Genomic DNA, 16365 nt, shown 5'->3' with positions numbered 1-16365 from the left:
GGAAGCGGTGAGGAGATGCGAAAGGATTTAAAGGTGCAGGAGTCGTACCCAGGCGATGCCTTGAAGGGCATCGCCAGAATGCACCCGGAGGACATGAAGCAGCTGGGGCTCTCGGAAGGTGCGCTCATCGAAATCACGGGGAAGCGGACAACAGCGGCCCGCGCCAGGGCCGGGGACCCGGAGGCGGGCCGCGGCATCCTTCAAATTGACGGCCTGCTCCGCGAGAACGCCACGACCTCCCTGGACGAAACGGTCAGTGTCGAGAGGGCCGTGGACTGGCGCTTTGCGAGCAACGCCACCCTGGAGCCCCTGACGGAAACGAAGTTGTCGGACAAGGAGCAGGACCAGGAGTACCTGCTGTCGTCCCTCGAGGACACGGCCGTCCGCACGGGGGACCGCGTGCGGGTCAACCTCTTCGGAACCCGCGTCTGCGACTTTCGCGTCACGGCGACGACGCCCGCGGGGACGGTGGTGCTCAACAAGTCCACCTGCCTGAACCTGCTGAAGCCCGCGAAGACGGCCCGACCGCACAGGGTCTCCTACGAGGACATCGGCGGCCTCGGGGCGCAGATCCGCAAGGTGCGGGAGATGATCGAGCTCCCCCTGCGCTTCCCGCAGGTCTTCGAGCGCCTCGGCATCCAACCCCCCAAGGGGGTTCTGCTCTACGGGCCTCCGGGGACGGGGAAGACCGTCATCGCCAGAGCGGTGGCCGGGGAAACGGACGCCTGGTTCACCCACATCTCCGGGCCTGAGATCATCGGGAAGTTCTACGGGGAGAGCGAGGAACGGCTCCGCAACATCTTTGAGGAGGCGCAGGAACGGGCTCCTTCCATCATCTTCATCGACGAGATCGACGCCATCGCTCCGAAGCGCGAGGACATGGGCAGCGAGAAGCAGGTGGAGCGCCGGGTCGTGGCCCAGCTCCTCGCGCTGATGGACGGCCTTGAGTCGCGCGGGCAGGTCGTCGTGATCGCGGCGACCAACATCCCGAACGCGCTGGACCCCGCCCTTCGGCGCCCGGGGCGCTTCGATCGGGAGATATCGATCCCGATCCCCAACAGCGCAGGACGATTGGAGATCCTTCAAATCCACACGCGCGGCATGCCCCTGGCGAAGGACGTGAACCTGAAGAGGGTGGCTGCACTCTCCCACGGCTTTGTAGGCGCCGACCTCGAGGCCCTGGCGAAGGAGGCCGCGATGGCCTGCGTGCGCGACGTCCTGCCCTACGTTGACCTCAGGACCCAGACGATCCCCTACGAGAGGGTCGCCGCCCTTGAGGTGGGAATGCACCACTTCCTGTCCGCCCTGATGGAGATCGAACCCTCGGCGATCCGGGAGGTCTTCGTCGAGATACCGGACGTTTCCTGGCGGGACATCGGGGGGCTGGAGGACGTCAAGGCGGAGCTCTACAACGCCGTCCTGTGGCCGCTTGAGCACGCGGACCTCTTCGAGAGGTGCGGGATCCGACCGATCCGCGGAATCCTGCTTCACGGGCCCTCAGGGACGGGGAAGACCCTTCTGGCGCGCGCTCTGGCACGGGAGAGCGGGATCAACTTCATCCCGGTCAAGGGGCCCTCCATCATGTCGCGCTATATCGGGGAATCCGAAAAGGCCCTTCGCGAGGTCTTCCGCGTGGCGCGCCAGGCAGCGCCCTCCATCCTCTACTTCGACGAGGTCGAGTCGCTCCTCCCCGCGAACGCGGGGGACGGCGTCACCGAGAAGCGGGTCATCGGACAGTTTATGGCCGAGATGAACGGCATCGAGGACCTTCAGGGCGTCGTCGTCCTGGCCACGACCAACCGGCTGGACTTGGTGAACCCGTCGTGTCTTACGCCCGGAAGGTTTGACCTGATCCTGGAGCTCCCCCTGCCGGACGCGGAGGCGCGGCAGGCGATCTTTCAGATCGAGCTTCGCAGGAAGCCCGTGGCGCCGGACGTGGACCTGAGGGCCCTCGCGGATCGCACCGACGGCATGACGGGCGCGGACATCGCCTTCGTCTGCCGGAAGGCGGCCCTGGCGGCCCTGAGGAGCAGCATCACTCAGGGCGCGGAGTCGATCCTCCTCGCGGCTTCCCACTTCGAGGCGGCGCTGGAGGACCTGGGCAGGCGCTGACGCGCCCGCCACTGAGCGCACACCCCTAGTGGTGGTATCCAGTCCCCTGCAAAATCGAGAAGGCTCGATACAACTGCTCTGCCAGGAAGAGAAAGCTCATCTCGTGGGTGAAGGTCATTCGGGAGAGCGAAAGCCCCTTGTCCGCGCGCTCCTTCACCGCGTCGCTCGTCCCCCAGGGGCCGCCGATCACCATCAGGAGGCGCCCTCTGGCCCGTTCCATTTCAGCGGAAAGAAACGAGGCGAAGTCCGGGCTGTCGTACTCGGCGCCATCCTCGCGCAGGAGGATCGTCCGGTCCCTAGGCCTGATGCGGCGCAGGATCTCTTGCCCCTCCCTCGCCATCGCCTCCTCCGGCGAGCGCGCCGGAACGTCTGGGGTGCGCTCCACCCCCACCAGTCCCGCCGGGCGAATGCGCGCCAGGTAGTCCTCCGCCAGCGACGCCAGCGCCTTCTCCCTGGGCCGGCCGACGGCGAGGATCAGGACCTTCATCCCCGTCGTCAGCGTGGGGCGCTGCGCGTGGGGTAGAGCCTCACCTTCGCCGCCAGCACCCGCGCCACGAAGGAGAACAGCCCAAGGTCCTTCCTCCATCGAGCGGGCTCCTGGAACAGCCGATAGAGCCACTCCATCCCGATCCTCTGCACCCATGCCGGAGCCCGACAGAGCTCCCCGGCAAAGACGTCAAAGGCGCCTCCCACCCCCACGGCCAGGACCTTTCCCAGGCGTTTTTCGTGCAGCGCGACCCACTTCTCCTGCCGAGGAATCCCCATGGCCACCAGGAGGACCCTGGCTCCGCTCGCCGCGACGGCGGCGGGAACGTTCGGGTCCCTCATCTCGAAGTACCCGTCCCGCGTCCCCGCGACGATCAGGCCCGGATATCGAGCGGACAGGGTCGCTGCGCACCGGGATGCCGTGTCGCCGCTCGCCCCCAGGAAGTAGACGGGCCACCCCTCGACGGCGGCCGTGCGGCAGAGCTGTTCGGCGAAGTCGATCCCTGCCACCCGTTCCTGAAGCGGCATTCCGAGGAAGCGCATCCCCCACAGAAGGCCGGTACCGTCGGCCAGGACCAGCGCGGAACGCCGCAGGATGCTGCGGTACTCCACGTCCTTGAGGGCCTCGACCATCCCCAGGGCGTTGACGGTGGCAACGAGCTGGGCACCCGTGCCCTGCGGATTGGAGATCAGCCCACGGGATCGGGAGATCGCGTAATTCATGGAGACGTTGTCCAAGGGGACCCCCCACAGTTCGGGGGCCTCGCGGGCGATAGCGTTCCCCTTCACCCGGCGGCGGAACAGCGAGAAGGCCACGGCAAAGACGCACAGCCCCACGACACCCCAACACCCCCGCATCATGGTGTGCGGCGGGGACTGGATCAGCGCCGCCGCGATGCTGGCGAGGGCGCAGAGCCCTGCGATGAGGCGAACGGCGTCCGGGTGCTCCAGCCCCCGCGCGATCATGGCCCTGTAGAGGTGTCCCCCGCCGCTGGGGCGCTCGGAGAACGCGCGGCCACACCAGAGGAGCAGGACCTCTATAGCGGGGATGGCGTAGAGCCCCATGGAGAGGAAGAACATGGAGCTGAAGACGATGCCCTTGCTGCTCCCCAGGATGGCCGTGCCCGCCACCAGGATGCTCCACATGGAGGACATGGCTCCTCCCGCCTGGCGGTAGACGTTGCCGAAGCGGCTCCAGAAGGCCCCAAGGAGGGCGAGGCCGGCAAAGGTCATGAAGAACGCCTCCGAGGCGGGGCCCTCCATCAGGAGGACCGCCAGGAGCATCAGGGGGTACGTCGCGGCCAGGACGTTCCCCACCAGGCCGGGGATCTCGTCCAGGTGGCGAAAGACGATGGGAAAGGCCGAAAACCAGAGCGTCGTCAGAACAAAGGAGGCGGAGGGCTCCAGGTAGATGTAGTCCCCATCCGAAAAGCGTATGTAGTGAATCGAGGGCCCCCAGAGGGCGCAGAGCACGCCGATCAGGAAAAAGCAGAGGTCCCACCTGCGCCTGTGATAGAGGGTTCCGGCAAGCCCGACGACCCCCGCAACGGCGGCGGCGGCGGCCACCGCCCTGGAGTAGGGCGAACCGAACCAGATGGCCAGGAGCATCCATATCCCCAGAAGAAGCAGGTCGCGAAAGTAGTTGTATTGACGGATCGGCAGGGTCCGCTTGATCCAGAACTGGACCACAATGCAGAGGATCGCCGCCAGGGAACAGCCGACGGCGATCGTCGCGTAGTCAGGCACGCGGACCCCCTCAGTCCTTCTTGATGATGCTCGTGCCGTTCATGTAGGGCACGAGTGCCTTGGGGACGACGACGCTGCCGTTCTCCTGCTGGCAGTTTTCGATGATCGCGATGAGCGTGCGCCCCACGGCGATGCCGGACCCGTTCAGCGTGTGGACGAACCGCGGCTTGCCGCCGCTTGCCGGACGGTAGCGGCAGTTCATCCTGCGGGCCTGGAAGTCCTCGCAGTTGCTGCACGAGCTGATCTCGCGGTATTTATTCTGCGAGGGGAGCCAGACCTCGAGGTCGTACGTCTTGGTCGAGCCGAAGCCGATGTCCCCGGAGCAGAGGGACACCACGCGATAGGGCAGCTCCAGGGCCTGCAGCACCGATTCCGCGTCTGCCGTCAGCTTCTCGAGCTCGTCGTAGCTCGTCTCCGGCGTGCAGAGCTTCACCATCTCCACCTTGTCGAACTGGTGCTGACGCAACATTCCTCGAACGTCACGTCCCGCGGCCCCGGCCTCCCTTCGGAAGCAGGGCGTGTAGGCGGTGTAGTAGAGGGGCAGAGCCGACTCTTCCAGGATGCTCTCGCGGTGAAGGTTGGTGAGCGGCACCTCCGCCGTGGGGATCAGCCAGAGGTCCTCGTCCGCGATGTGATACAGGTCCTCCGCGAACTTCGGCAGCTGTCCCGTCCCCTCGAGGACCGCGGACCGCACCATAAAGGGCGGCTCCACTTCAAGGTACCCCTGCTTCTGCGTGTGCAGGTCCAGCATGAAGGCGATCAGGGCGCGCTCCATGCGGGCGCCCATCCCCTTCAGGACGGTGAAACGGCTCTGAGCGAGGAGGACACCCCGTTCAAAGTCCATGATGCCAAGCGCCTCGGCTACGTCCCAGTGGGGCTTGGGCTCGAAGGAGAACTCCCGCGGCGTCCCCCAGGTCCGGACGACGGGGTTGTCGCCCTCGTCCGCCCCCACGGGCGTCGTTTCGCTCAGACGGTTGGGGAGCCGCATCAGGCAATCGTTCAGCTCCGACTCCGTCCTGTGCAGCCTCTCGTCCAGCTCCTTGATCCGGTCGCCCATGAGGCGGATCTCCTGCATGAGGGCGTCAACGTTCTCTCCCGTCCCCTTAGCCGCTCCCACTTTGCGGGACCCCTCGTTGCGCCTGGCTTTCAGGTCCTCCGTTTCCATGATGATGCGGCGGCGCTCCTCGTCGAGCGCCTCCAGCACGCCCATGTCGAAGTTGTGTCCGCGGTTCTTCAGACACGACTCCACCTCTTCGCGGTGCGCGAGCATCCAACGAAGGTCAAGCATTGCGCGTCCCTCCCCTCGTCCCGTCCGCCGTGCGGATCGTCCTCATCAAATTCGCCATCTCAATGGCACCGTAAGCGCAGTCCGCTCCCTTATTCCCCGCCTTGCTTCCGGCCCGCAGCAGCGCCTGATCCAGCGTGTCGCAGGTCAGGACGCCGAAGATCACGGGGACCCTCTGTTCCAGTCCGACCTGGGCAAGTCCCTTCGACATCTCCGCCGAAACGTAATCGAAGTGCGGCGTGTCCCCCCGGATCACCGCCCCAAGGGCGATAATGGCGTCGTACTTGCCCATCAGCGCGATCTCCTTCACCGTGAGGGGCAGCTCCCAGGCTCCGGGAACCCAGAAGACGTCGATGGCGTTGTGGGAAACGTCGTGACGCAGGAGCACGTCCTTTGCCCCGTCGAGCAACCGGCTCGTGATCAACTCGTTGAAGCGCGAGGCGACGATTCCGACGGACAGCCCCGTCCCCAGCAGTTTTCCCTCCATGACTCGCATTAGACACACCTCGTTTGTCTATCGTTATTTTTATCTCTTGAAGCGCGGGTTTTCCGAGAAGCGGCCCTATAGCAGGTGGAGCAGGTGCCCCATGCGGTGCTCCTTCGTCTTCATGTACCTCTCGTTGTACGGATTCGGCTCGATGACGATGGGGACGCGGTCCACGATCTCAAGCCCGTACCCCTCCAGCCCGACCACCTTCTTGGGGTTGTTCGTCATCAGGCGGATGCGCTTCAGCCCCAGGTCCATCAGGATCTGAGCCCCCGTCCCGTACTCGCGCAGGTCGGGCGGAAAGCCCAGGGCGACGTTCGCCTCCACGGTGTCCATGCCCGCGTCCTGAAGCTCGTACGCCTTGAGCTTGTTGAGGAGTCCGATGCCGCGCCCCTCTTGGCGCATGTAGAGCAGCACGCCCCGCCCTTCCCTCTCGATCATCGAGAGCGCCGCGTGGAGCTGAGGCCCGCAGTCGCAGCGCAGGGACCCCAAGACGTCCCCCGTAAAGCACTCGCTGTGCACCCTGACGAGGACGGGCTCGCCACCCGCGACGTCCCCCATGGTCACGGCCAAGTGGGTGTGGGCGTCGTCGTCCTGCAGTTTGCTGCGGTATGCGTGGACGCGAAACGTGCCGTACTCCGTCGGTAGGTTGACCTCCACCCTCCGCTCCACCAGTTTCTCCCGGCGGCAGCGCCACGCGATCAAGTCCTTGAGGACGATGAACGTCAGACGATGCTGATCGGCCAGGGCCAGCAGGTCCGGAAGCTGGGCGATGGCACCGTCCTCGTTCATCACGTCGCAGGAGAGCCCCGCGGGCGGCAGCCCCGCCAGGCGCGCCAGGTCCACGGACACCTCAGCGTGGGACGCCCGTACGAGGACGCCTCCATCGCGCGCCTCCAGAGGAAAGAGGTGTCCTGGTCGCACGAAGTCCTCCGCATGGGCCTCCGGGGACGCTACCAGGCGCGCAGTCAGGGCCCGGTCCGCTGCGGAAACGCCGGTGAGCACTCCTTCGCGTGCGTCCACCGGCACGAGGAAGGATTCCGCCCTGCCGCTGCTCTGCTGCGGGGCTGCGACGGGAGTCAGCTGAAGCCTGCGGGCCACCTCGCCGGCGACGGGAAGGCAGATCAGTCCCCGCGCGTACCGCATCATAAAGTTCACGTTCTCCGCCGTCGTGCAGGAGGCCGCCCCCACGAGGTAGCCCTTGTCCTCCGGCCCCGCGTCGTCGGCCACGAGGACCAGGTCCCCTCTGCGGATTGCCTCGATCGCCGCCTCGACCTTGTCGAACGGGGGCCGTTCGTCCTTCACCGCACCCTTTTCAATAGCCAAGTCCCCTCAGCTCCTCCATTGTGAGCCCTTTTCCGTCCAGCGAACCCCTCAGCAGGCGCTCCGTATATTTACCCAGTATATCCGTTTCGAGGTTGACGACGCTTCCCACCCTGGCTGCCCCCAACGTGCAGGACCTGAGCGTCGTGGGGATCAACCCCACCGAGAACTCCGTTTCCAGCGCGTCGATCACCGTCAGGCTGACGCCGTCGAGGGCCACGGAGCCCTTGGGCACGATGCCGCGCAAGAGCTCTCGATCGGCTCGAAAGACGGCCCTTCGGGCCTCGCCCTCCCCGGTCACCTCGCGCAGGACCGCCGTGCCGTCCACGTGCCCCAGCACCAGGTGTCCGTCCAGGCGGTCCCCCAGCCTCATGGCGCGCTCCAGGTTGACCTCCGTCCCTGGCCGCAGGGCCCGAAACCACGTGCGCTCTGCCGTTTCCGGCATCATCTCCACGTCAAAGGCATCGCCCCGCAGCGCCGTGACGGAGAGGCACGCGCCGCTGACCGCCACGGACTGCCCTAGAGTTAGCTGAGGCGCAATCTTCGGGCACTCGATCGAGAGGGTGTAGGCCCTCCCCCCTCTGGCGAACGCCCGAACCCTCCCCACGGCCTCTACAAGTCCGGTGAACATGAAAAACGCCCCTCCAGCAGGAGGTTGTCCCCCACGGGCCGCGACGTGACGTCCCTCAGGTTGAGGGAGTCAGCGACGGAGGCCGGCGAGAACCCCTCCCCCATCCCGATCCCCTCGCCCAGGACCCTGGGCGCCACGAACAGCGAGAGGGAGTCCGCAAGATGCCGTTCCATCAGGGCGGTCAGCACGCGCGGTCCTCCCTCCACCATCAGCATCAGCACGCCCTCCCGCGCCAGAAAGGAAAGAGCCGCCTCAAGGTCCACGCGGCCTCCGCGGGACGGCAGCGGCACGACGCGGGCCCCGGCATCCTGCAGGGGCCGCCCCCTCTCCACCTCCTGGGAGATCGTGAGGATCAGGCACCCACCGCGAAGGGCCCTGGCGCTCGGCGGGGTGCGCAGGTGCGAATCCAGGATGACCCGCAGGGGGCTCTGGCCCTCCGTGTGCCGCACGGTCAGTTCGGGATCGTCCTTCAGCACCGTGCCTACCCCCACCAGAATCGCGTCGTGGGTGGCTCGCATCCGATGCGCCCATTGGCGGGCTTCAGGGCCCGTGATCCATCGGCTGTCGCCGTCCGTCAGCGCCATGCGCCCGTCGAGTCCGGACGCCGCCTTGAGGGTCACCCAGGGGCGGCCAAGGGTCTGGACGCGGATGAACCCCCTGTTGAGCCAGCGCGCCTCCTTCTCGAGGCAGGGCGCGGTGACCTCCACCCCCGCCTCCCGCAACGCGGTCAGCCCCCCGGCGTTCACCTTGGGGTTGGGGTCCGTAGTGCCCGCCACCACGCGGGACACCCCCTCACGAATCAGCCTCTGGGCGCAGGGGGGCGTCCGGCCGAAGTGGCAGCACGGCTCAAGGGTCACGTAAACTTCGGCTCCGCGCGCCGTTTCGCCTCGCCCTTCGGCGTCCTTCAGGGCCGCAACCTCGGCGTGGTCCTCGCCGCATCGGCGGTGCCATCCCTCTCCCAGGACGCGTCCATCGCGCACAAGGACGCACCCGACCATCGGGTTGGGGGAGGTTCGCCCCGTGCCGCGCAGGGCCAGGGACAGGGCCCGGCGCATATAGTATTCGTCTACCCTGCGATTGACAACGATCTCGTCCATCTCCTCACAGACAACCGGGAAGAGCGGGTGCCCTTCGCCGCTCTTTTTCGGTTTGAGATACATTATACCCGATAAAAAAGAGAACGACGTCCGAGTTTTCCAGCCCCTCATGCCGTTGGATGGTGTATCATACTCCAATGCGAACGCGCCGTCGCCTTTGCGGGACGAACCCTATTGGACAACGTTGACAACGTAAGGAGAAGTCATGACGAAGAGAGAAGACGAAACGTGCCCTCATCCCCCGCACACCGCCCTCCGCGCAGTGTTGAGAACCGGAATAGGCTTTGTGCTGTGCGCCGCCCTGTGCATGGTCCTCGGCCAGCCCCTCTGGGCGTCGGGGAGTGTGGAGCGAGCCCTGGCACTGCTCGAAAAATTTACTCCAGGTATGACCTACGCGCAGGCCTCCGCCCTGTTGGATGCAGCGGCGGAGGCCAACGTCGTGGGAGGCGACAAGAAGCTGCTGCGCCGCGCGTGGCTTCACGGTGAGTTTGGGGTCGAGATCTACTTTCTGGAGGAACGGGCCTACCGCATCGACGTCCTCTCCTACTTCGCGCGGGAGCTGGACGTATCCAAAGCGCTTGACGAGGTCCTGAGGCTGGGACAGAAACGGTACGGCAGCGCCCCGCGCTTTGACCCCAAGCTCAACGAGTACTACTGGATCGCGGGAGCCTACAGGCTCTCCTTCTGCAAGGCAGGACCCAGGGAGATGCGCCTCAGCCGGAGAGCGGCGCGCTGACCTTGCGGCATCGTAAGGGTTTAGGGAGGTTTTCTTTCGTGAGATCGGATCGGAAGTTCATGGGCATGTGGCATTCTTTCAGGGCCGCCGTGTGGCTTGCGGCCCTCGCCTTCGTCGGCACGGCCTTCGCAGCGGGCCCTGCGGATTCGGCGTCGCGCGGGGCCCGCAGGGATTACGACGTGGTGGTGGCCGGCGGCGGCATGGGCGGCATTGCAGCCGCCATTCAGGCCGCACGGCTTGGGGCCTCGGTGCTCGTCGTGGAGCCGAGCGCGTGGATAGGCGGTCAGGCCATAGCGGCGGGCGTTTCCACGATGGACGACCTCAGCCGGACGCGCAGCGGGCTGTACCTTGAGTTCGTTTCGAAGCTGAAGGACTATTACGACGCGAGAGGAAAGGCCATGGGGACCTGCTACTGGGACGCCAGGAGCCTGGCGTTCGAGCCCCACGTCGGCCACGACGTCCTGATGGAGATGGCGGACGCAGCGCGCGGCCGCGGAAAGAACGTCCTGGACGTCCTCACGAACGCCTCCGTCACTGCCGTCAGGAAGGAGGGGAACACCGTCCGCGGCGTGGCCCTCGAGACGGCGCGAGGGGCACGGGACGTCGCCTGCAGGGTCCTCATCGACGCGACGGAGTACGGCGACCTCCTGCCGCTTACGGGCCTGCCCTACCGCGTCGGGAACTCCGTCGCCCCCTTCGTGAACCCGGACGCCATGATTCAGGACATCACGTGGACCGCCGTCATCAAGAAGTACCCAGGGGGCGTTCCGGAGGAGCTGAGGCCCGTCGCCCCACTGCCCGGCTACGACCTGGCGCGGCGCAACTACGAGAGCTACGTCATCGCCGGAGGCGCAAACTTCAAGGGGACATACCCCGTCGTCCTGCCCGTCAACTTCGTTTCGCACAACGCCTACCGCGGCCTCCCCGACTCCTCGACCCCCTGGACCTATGACGGCAACGCGGCGAACTGGCCCTACATCACCAAGTGCGGCGTCAACTGGGGCAACGACTTTCCGGGAAAGTACGGATGGGAGGGAAGGCGCGGCCTGCCTGCCGCTTACCTCGAGGACCCCGCCCTGAGGGAGGAGGTCGAGCGCCAGGCGCTGATCAAGACGCTTCACTTCATCTACTACGTCCAGAACGAGCTGCAGGAGAACTGGTCCGTGGCCGACGACGAGTACTGGAACGACCCGCTGCCGCCGGCGGCGCGGGAGCTCCCGGCGGAGTGGCAGGAGGTCGTCCGCCGGATGCCGCCGATCCCCTACGTCCGCGAGTCGCGCCGTGCGGTGGGACAGCACACGCTGACGTCGGCGGAGCTCCTGCAGAACTCCCTGAGCTATCGCGACGGTCAGACCAGCCACGAGTTCCCCAACGCGATCGCCATTGGCGGCTACATCCTGGACCTCCACGGCGCGGACACGGACTCCGACATGGAGTGGGAGCTTGGCGAGAGGGCTCTGTCGAGCGAGCTCAACCGTCCTCGAGGTCCCTTTCAGGTGCCCATGGACGTCCTCATTCCGTCGGACGTCGAGGGCTTCCTCGTCGCCGAGAAGAACCTGTCCATGTCCCGCCTCTCCGCCGGCGCCCTCCGGCTCCAGCCCATCTGCATGATGACGGGCCAGGCGGCGGGGGCCCTGGCCGCGCTCTCCACCAGGGAGGGCGTCAGGCTCCGCGACCTCCCCGCCTTCCACGTGCAGTGGGCGCTCCTGAACGCCGGGGTCGAGCTCTCCCTGTGCCGCTACTCCGACGTGCCGCCGGAGCACCCCTGCTACAGGAGCATCCAGATCTCCAACCTCTACGGGCTGACGGAGCCGTCGGAGTACCCCCACGCCTCCTCTTACAACATCCAGGACCTGGACGATCCGGTCCTGGCCATGGCGCTCATCAAGGGGGACGACAAGGGACTGTTCGGCACGGACGAGATGATCACGCGGAAGGAGATGGCCTCCATGATCGCGAGGGGGCTCGCCGCCTGCGGCGCGAAGCGCAGCGTCCCGGCCGCGCCGGAGGGGAAGCCCGACGCCTTCGTGACGCGGGGGGTCCTAGCCAGGGAGTTGTGCGCCGCCTTTGGATTTCAGGAAGCACCTCGGCCGCAGAAGGGACGGACGGCGTTCCGGGCCTCGGAACACCCCAACGCCCCGGCCGTGAACGCCCTGGCCGCCCTGGGGGTGCTGGACATCTATCGGGGCGACGGGGAGTTTCGCTTCGGGCATCCCGTCACGCGCAGCGAGGCCATCGACGTGCTGGTGCGGGCCATGGCCGCGGCGGGACTGCCAGGAAAATAAGGCTCCTATTTTGTATTAGTAGGGATGAACTTGGGGCAGGGCTTCCCTGCCCTTTTTTCATTCCACGGCGGGGTCGCCGCCCTCCGTCCCCTTCCGAAAGACCGCAAGAATTTCTTCGATGCTGCTGCTGCACCCGGCCTGGCGCCGCAGCTCCGCCGCCCCGCTGGTCCCCCGCAGCACCCCGCCCATCAGACGCTTAAGCAGGATCACTGCCTGCGCCTCGCCAGAGGTCCCCACCGCGCGCTCGCCGAGCCAGCGAAGGGCCGCCATCCTCCCCGTAGACGTCGTGTCCCGTGCCATCTCCGGAACCGCATACCCAAGCGCGTCGAGCGCCTCGGCGAAGAGCCACGGATTTCCCAGGGCACCCCGCGCCGCCATGACGAGGACGCACCCCATCTCAAGGTATTCGCGCACGTCACGGGCCTCCCGCACGTCGCCGCTGGCGCTGATGAAGCCCGGAAAGCGACGGGCCGCCGCCGCGTGGACCGTGCGATCCGCGACCCCCTCATAACGCTGAGCGGCGGTTCGGCCGTGGATGCAGACGTTATCCGCTCCGGAATTCAGCAACCCCTCGATAAAGCGGACCGTCGCCTCGATCCCCGCCTCTCCGGCCTCGATGCGGCGTATCTTGACCCAGACGGGGAGCCCCAGCCCCTTCAGGCCGCGGACCATGGCGAAGGCCTCCGAGGGGTTCTTCAGGAGCGCAGCGCCCGCCCCGCGCTTCGTCACCTTCGGCATGGGACAGGCCATGTTGATCCCCAGGCCGGCGAAGGGAGGGTCGCCATTTTGACGGACGAGATTGAGTGCCGTTTCGGCGCCCCGGACCATCACGTCTGCGGCAGGCGCGAAGAGCTGCAGAATGACGGGGGCCTCGAACGGCGAGGTGTGAAGCATGGACAGGGTCTTCCGGTTGCGTCGCACCAATCCCGCGCAACTCACCATTTCGGTATGGGTCAGCGACGCCCCCAGGCGCGTGAAGAACTCCCGGATGGGAAGGCTGGTCACCCCCGCCAGCGGCGCAAGGCAGAGGGGGTTCTGCAGGGAGAGGCCCCCCGCAAGAATCGGCCCTCCCGCCACCTCGCAGGGCGCCATCAGTCCGCCCCGCCCCTGACGCGGTCGTGAATGAGCCTGAGGCCGTCCAGGGTCAGCCAGGGGTCCACGTACTCTATCGTCTGCGACAGCTTCGCCATGACCTCCGCGTGCCCGCCGGTGGCGGCCACCTTGACCTCGGTCCCCATCTCCGCGCGGATCATCCCCACGATGCGATCCGTCAACCCCGCGTTCCCGAACAGGATGCCCGACTGGATGGACTCGTTCGTGTTGCGCCCGATCACGGAACGGGGCAGGGCCAGGGCCACCTGGGGCAACTTCGCCGCCTTTGCGAACAGGGCGGAGATGCCGGACTGAAGGCCCGGCGCGATCGCGCCGCCGAGGTAGGCGCCGTCCGGCGCGATGACGTCGAAGGTGATCGCCGTGCCGTAGTCTGCGACGATGAGGGGCGCGCCGTACTTGCTGCACCCTCCGACGGCGTTCACGATGCGGTCGGCCCCGACCTCCCGCGGGGCGTCGTAGCGGACCTCCATGCCTGTGTCCGTGGAGGCGTCCACCCTCAGGGGCTCGACACGGAAGAAGTTGTGCATGGCCTCGGCCAGCGGGGCGTCCAGCGTGGGGACCACACTGCAGAACACGGCCCCGTCGATCCTCGTCGAGGCGATGTCCTTCGTCCCCAAAAGCGTCAGGATGTAGACGCCCCACTCGTCCGACGTGTGGAGGATGGACGAAAGGCGCCAATGCGCCACGAGTTGTTCACGATCAAAGACGCCAACGACCGTCGTGGTGTTCCCGACGTCCATGACGAGCAGCATGAAAGCACCTCCAAGGCAACGTGCCAAAAAAGCGGCGGATAAAACCGGAACCGCACACCAAAGAGATCACAAAAAGAGTTACAACCGTTATAAAAAGATGAGGAAGGACGCGATCGTGCCCCCCGTCGTGAGGAGCGCCGTCCGAAGGGCCGTGAGGCGCATGAAGCGGCACAGCAGAAGGAGGAGCGCTCCGGCCCCCAGCCAGGCGATGAGAGGCCCCCATGGGACGAACGCCGGCACGAGGTGCGCCAGCCCGCTCGCTCCGGCACCCCAGAGGAGAAAGGCGCCCTCCGACGCCATCAGGAGCCAGGACGCAAGGGGAAGGCCCAACAGACAAAGGGCGGCGCCTGCGGAGGCCAGGACGAAGCCCGCCGAGAAGAACGTCGGCGCGACGAAGTTCAGCAGAATCCCCACCAGCGGAACCCCCTTGAAGGTGTAGGCGGTCTGAGGGAAGGTGACCAGGGCGATCAACGGGCTCAGGAGCAGCCACGTCCGGACCTTGGCAAAATGCCCCCACCCTGCCATCGCCGTGATGGTCATGGCGGCCAGCACGGACAGGCGCCAGCCCACGTCCCAGAACAGGAAGGGGGAGTGCACCAGCAGGAGCACCGCCGCAAGGCTCACGCTGTTGACGGGGTTGACCGGCCGCCCCAGGACGCGGGCGAGAAACGCCGCCTGAAGCATCAGAGCCGCCCGCAGCGCGCTGGGCGCGGCGCCGGTCAGGAGGACGTACCCCCAAAGGATCGCGGACAGGGCGAGCACGTTCCCCTTCCCTCCGGGCAGGAGAAGGGCTGCACAGAGGACGACGATCCCCACGTGGAAACCCGACACGGCCAGAAGGTGACTGGTGCCCCACGCCCGGTGCTGTCTGCCCAGCGCCTCGTCCCGCTCCCCCAGCCAGGCGGCTCTGAGGTACGCCCCCGTCAGGGATGGCATGTGGATGACGAGCGCGCGGGAGAGGCGATGCCTCAGGCGGTGAAGGCTCCACCCTTTGGCAGGAAGGGGCTCCAGCCGCGAGGGCGAGAGGCGCGCGACGACGCCGCGGGCGCGCCAGTAGCGCTCCTCGTCGAAGCCGTCCCGCACTCCGGCGGACTTCAGCCGGCGCGTGACCCCTTCGACCTTCACCTGATCTCCCTCCACCAACTCGGCAAAGTGAAGCCGCAACAAAAAACTGCCCTCTGCCGTGTCGATCACGGCGGCGAAGCTCCGTCCCCATGGCCGGACCAGCGAAACGGTCCCGACGGTTTTGACGGAGCGGGAGGGCATGGGCGGGCACGTGAGGACGAGGTACATCCTCAGGGCGCAGAGGAACGTCAGCCCTGCGAGGACCAGGAGCGCGGGCCATTGAGAAGCGATCTTCCGCTCGTAGGTGCACAGAGCAAGGCCGACGGCCAACAGGGGAGAAAGCAGGATGAGGCCTGCGGCGCCCGTCGCGCTGAACAGCGCCGTCGCCGTGACGAGGGCACCCAGGACCGCAAGGAGGGGCGCGCGAAGGAGGACGGCCATCTCAGGGGAGGTTAAGGGTTCACCGAGGCCTGCTCCATCAGCCCTTTGAGCTTTGCGGCCCCGATGCCCCGCACCCGGACGAGGTCCTCCACCGCCGCGAACGGCCCATGCTCCTGACGGTATTCCACGATGCGGCGCGCCAGGGTGGGCCCGATGCCGCGCAGCGCTTCCAGCTCCGCAGCGCTGGCCCGGTTGATGTTGATCCGACCATCCCTCTTGGGGGCGGGCGAAGCGTGCAGGACGACGTTGGGCCGTATCACCGGCACGATGGGGGGCGTGGGTTCGGCGACGCGCTCCCCCTTGCGGGGCACGTGGACGTGAAGTCCGTCCGTAAGGGGTTCCGCCAGGTTGACCGCCACGCGGTCCGCGAAGCCGTCGAGGCCGCCCGCGGCGTCGACCAAGTGAAAGAGCCGCGAGTTGGCCGGCAGTTTATAGACTCCGGGCTTTCGCACGCTCCCCGTGATGTAGAGGTACCACTCTGCCTGGGGCACGGCCTCCTGAGAGCTCTGCCGCCCCGCCTCCGGCTCTCCCCCGGAGGGTGCCCGCGGCTGGACCTGCGCCGGCTGCGCCTCTGCTCCCTGCCGCTCAAGCCGCTCCCTCACGGACGGCAACAGCATAGCCGTCGCCCCCACGACCGCGAAGAGGGCGAACCCCAACACGGAGATCGTCTGGACGCGGTACCTGTTCCAAAGCTCGCGCCACATTGCCGCCCCTCCTCCCCAATTCGTCCGGCTCTCCGCCCGTGCCCCACCGTGGAGCAAAGCGGTCATCGTCTTGCGCTCGCCGCGATCTTCTTTGAAGCAATC

The 16365-nt window shown here is 66.8% G+C and carries 14 protein-coding genes; 3 read left to right on the top strand and 11 right to left on the bottom strand.

Annotated features, from left to right (window positions below; translation table 11 throughout):
- The first annotated feature begins 15 nt into the window (after positions 1-15).
- Positions 16-2112 carry a CDC48 family AAA ATPase gene (locus ACO41U_RS00175; RefSeq protein ID WP_485940995.1) on the top strand — a complete coding sequence of 699 codons (2097 nt, stop codon included), beginning with the start codon at positions 16-18 and terminating at the stop codon, positions 2110-2112.
- A 25-nt stretch (positions 2113-2137) separates the two neighbouring features.
- Here the strand turns inward: ACO41U_RS00175 and ACO41U_RS00170 are convergent, their stop codons facing one another.
- The 7 genes from ACO41U_RS00170 to ribD form a co-directional block, all read right to left on the bottom strand.
- A complete protein-coding gene (locus ACO41U_RS00170) occupies positions 2138-2599 on the bottom strand; it encodes a 23S rRNA (pseudouridine(1915)-N(3))-methyltransferase RlmH (protein ID WP_485940994.1) in 462 nt (153 codons plus the stop codon).
- Between the two features lie 8 nt (positions 2600-2607).
- A complete protein-coding gene (locus ACO41U_RS00165; RefSeq protein ID WP_485940993.1) occupies positions 2608-4344 on the bottom strand; it encodes a WecB/TagA/CpsF family glycosyltransferase in 1737 nt (578 codons plus the stop codon).
- Between the two features lie 10 nt (positions 4345-4354).
- The gene (gene serS, locus ACO41U_RS00160; protein ID WP_485940992.1) at positions 4355-5632 is read right to left on the bottom strand and encodes a serine--tRNA ligase; all 1278 of its coding nucleotides are present in this window, start codon (positions 5630-5632) and stop codon (positions 4355-4357) included.
- Entirely contained in the window at positions 5625-6125 is a 501-nt protein-coding gene (gene ribH, locus ACO41U_RS00155) for a 6,7-dimethyl-8-ribityllumazine synthase (protein ID WP_298781511.1), read from the bottom strand. Before ribH ends, serS begins: the two co-directional genes overlap by 8 nt.
- A 66-nt stretch (positions 6126-6191) precedes the next feature.
- Positions 6192-7442, bottom strand: a complete 1251-nt coding sequence (gene ribA / locus ACO41U_RS00150) for a GTP cyclohydrolase II (RefSeq protein ID WP_485940991.1) — start codon at positions 7440-7442, stop codon at positions 6192-6194.
- Entirely contained in the window at positions 7432-8070 is a 639-nt protein-coding gene (locus ACO41U_RS00145) for a riboflavin synthase (RefSeq protein WP_485940990.1), read from the bottom strand. Before ACO41U_RS00145 ends, ribA begins: the two co-directional genes overlap by 11 nt.
- Complete coding sequence (gene ribD, locus ACO41U_RS00140; RefSeq protein ID WP_485940989.1) at positions 8052-9167, bottom strand: bifunctional diaminohydroxyphosphoribosylaminopyrimidine deaminase/5-amino-6-(5-phosphoribosylamino)uracil reductase RibD; 1116 nt, start codon at positions 9165-9167, stop codon at positions 8052-8054. Before ribD ends, ACO41U_RS00145 begins: the two co-directional genes overlap by 19 nt.
- Before the next feature lie 205 nt (positions 9168-9372).
- Here ribD and ACO41U_RS00135 point away from each other — a divergent pair, with 205 nt between their 5' ends.
- Together ACO41U_RS00135 and ACO41U_RS00130 are read left to right on the top strand one after the other, a co-directional pair.
- A complete protein-coding gene (locus ACO41U_RS00135; protein WP_485940988.1) occupies positions 9373-9903 on the top strand; it encodes a hypothetical protein in 531 nt (176 codons plus the stop codon).
- Between the two features lie 38 nt (positions 9904-9941).
- A complete protein-coding gene (locus ACO41U_RS00130; protein ID WP_485940987.1) occupies positions 9942-12188 on the top strand; it encodes an FAD-dependent oxidoreductase in 2247 nt (748 codons plus the stop codon).
- Positions 12189-12245: 57 nt separating this feature from the next.
- Here the strand turns inward: ACO41U_RS00130 and ACO41U_RS00125 are convergent, their stop codons facing one another.
- The 4 genes from ACO41U_RS00125 to ACO41U_RS00110 all read right to left on the bottom strand — a co-directional run bounded on the left by ACO41U_RS00125 (position 12246) and on the right by ACO41U_RS00110 (position 16263).
- Positions 12246-13280, bottom strand: a complete 1035-nt coding sequence (locus tag ACO41U_RS00125; RefSeq protein WP_485940986.1) for a tRNA dihydrouridine synthase — start codon at positions 13278-13280, stop codon at positions 12246-12248.
- Positions 13280-14053 (bottom strand): type III pantothenate kinase, encoded by a 774-nt coding sequence (locus ACO41U_RS00120; RefSeq protein WP_485940985.1) that lies wholly within the window; start codon positions 14051-14053, stop codon positions 13280-13282. Before ACO41U_RS00120 ends, ACO41U_RS00125 begins: the two co-directional genes overlap by 1 nt.
- A gap of 87 nt (positions 14054-14140) precedes the next feature.
- On the bottom strand, positions 14141-15559 hold the full coding sequence (locus ACO41U_RS00115) for a ComEC/Rec2 family competence protein (RefSeq protein ID WP_485940984.1): 1419 nt from the start codon (positions 15557-15559) through the stop codon (positions 14141-14143).
- A gap of 11 nt (positions 15560-15570) precedes the next feature.
- Positions 15571-16263 (bottom strand): ComEA family DNA-binding protein, encoded by a 693-nt coding sequence (locus ACO41U_RS00110; RefSeq protein WP_485940983.1) that lies wholly within the window; start codon positions 16261-16263, stop codon positions 15571-15573.
- Positions 16264-16365 lie beyond the last annotated feature (102 nt).

Source organism: Fretibacterium sp. (assembly GCF_057312375.1).
This window is presented reverse-complemented; position numbering and strand designations above follow the sequence as displayed.

What these genes read in the sequence shown, in the direction of transcription:
- ribH (WP_298781511.1), bottom strand. Translation starts at nt 6,125, where the DNA reads ATGCGAGTCATGGAGGGAAAACTGCTGGGGACGGGGCTGTCCGTCGGA.
- ACO41U_RS00110 (WP_485940983.1), bottom strand. Translation starts at nt 16,263, where the DNA reads ATGTGGCGCGAGCTTTGGAACAGGTACCGCGTCCAGACGATCTCCGTG.
- ACO41U_RS00145 (WP_485940990.1), bottom strand. Translation starts at nt 8,070, where the DNA reads ATGTTCACCGGACTTGTAGAGGCCGTGGGGAGGGTTCGGGCGTTCGCC.
- ACO41U_RS00120 (WP_485940985.1), bottom strand. Translation starts at nt 14,053, where the DNA reads ATGCTGCTCGTCATGGACGTCGGGAACACCACGACGGTCGTTGGCGTC.
- ACO41U_RS00170 (WP_485940994.1), bottom strand. Translation starts at nt 2,599, where the DNA reads ATGAAGGTCCTGATCCTCGCCGTCGGCCGGCCCAGGGAGAAGGCGCTG.
- ACO41U_RS00115 (WP_485940984.1), bottom strand. Translation starts at nt 15,559, where the DNA reads ATGGCCGTCCTCCTTCGCGCGCCCCTCCTTGCGGTCCTGGGTGCCCTC.
- serS (WP_485940992.1), bottom strand. Translation starts at nt 5,632, where the DNA reads ATGCTTGACCTTCGTTGGATGCTCGCGCACCGCGAAGAGGTGGAGTCG.
- ACO41U_RS00125 (WP_485940986.1), bottom strand. Translation starts at nt 13,280, where the DNA reads ATGGCGCCCTGCGAGGTGGCGGGAGGGCCGATTCTTGCGGGGGGCCTC.
- ACO41U_RS00175 (WP_485940995.1), top strand. Translation starts at nt 16, where the DNA reads ATGCGAAAGGATTTAAAGGTGCAGGAGTCGTACCCAGGCGATGCCTTG.
- ribD (WP_485940989.1), bottom strand. Translation starts at nt 9,167, where the DNA reads ATGGACGAGATCGTTGTCAATCGCAGGGTAGACGAATACTATATGCGC.
- ACO41U_RS00135 (WP_485940988.1), top strand. Translation starts at nt 9,373, where the DNA reads ATGACGAAGAGAGAAGACGAAACGTGCCCTCATCCCCCGCACACCGCC.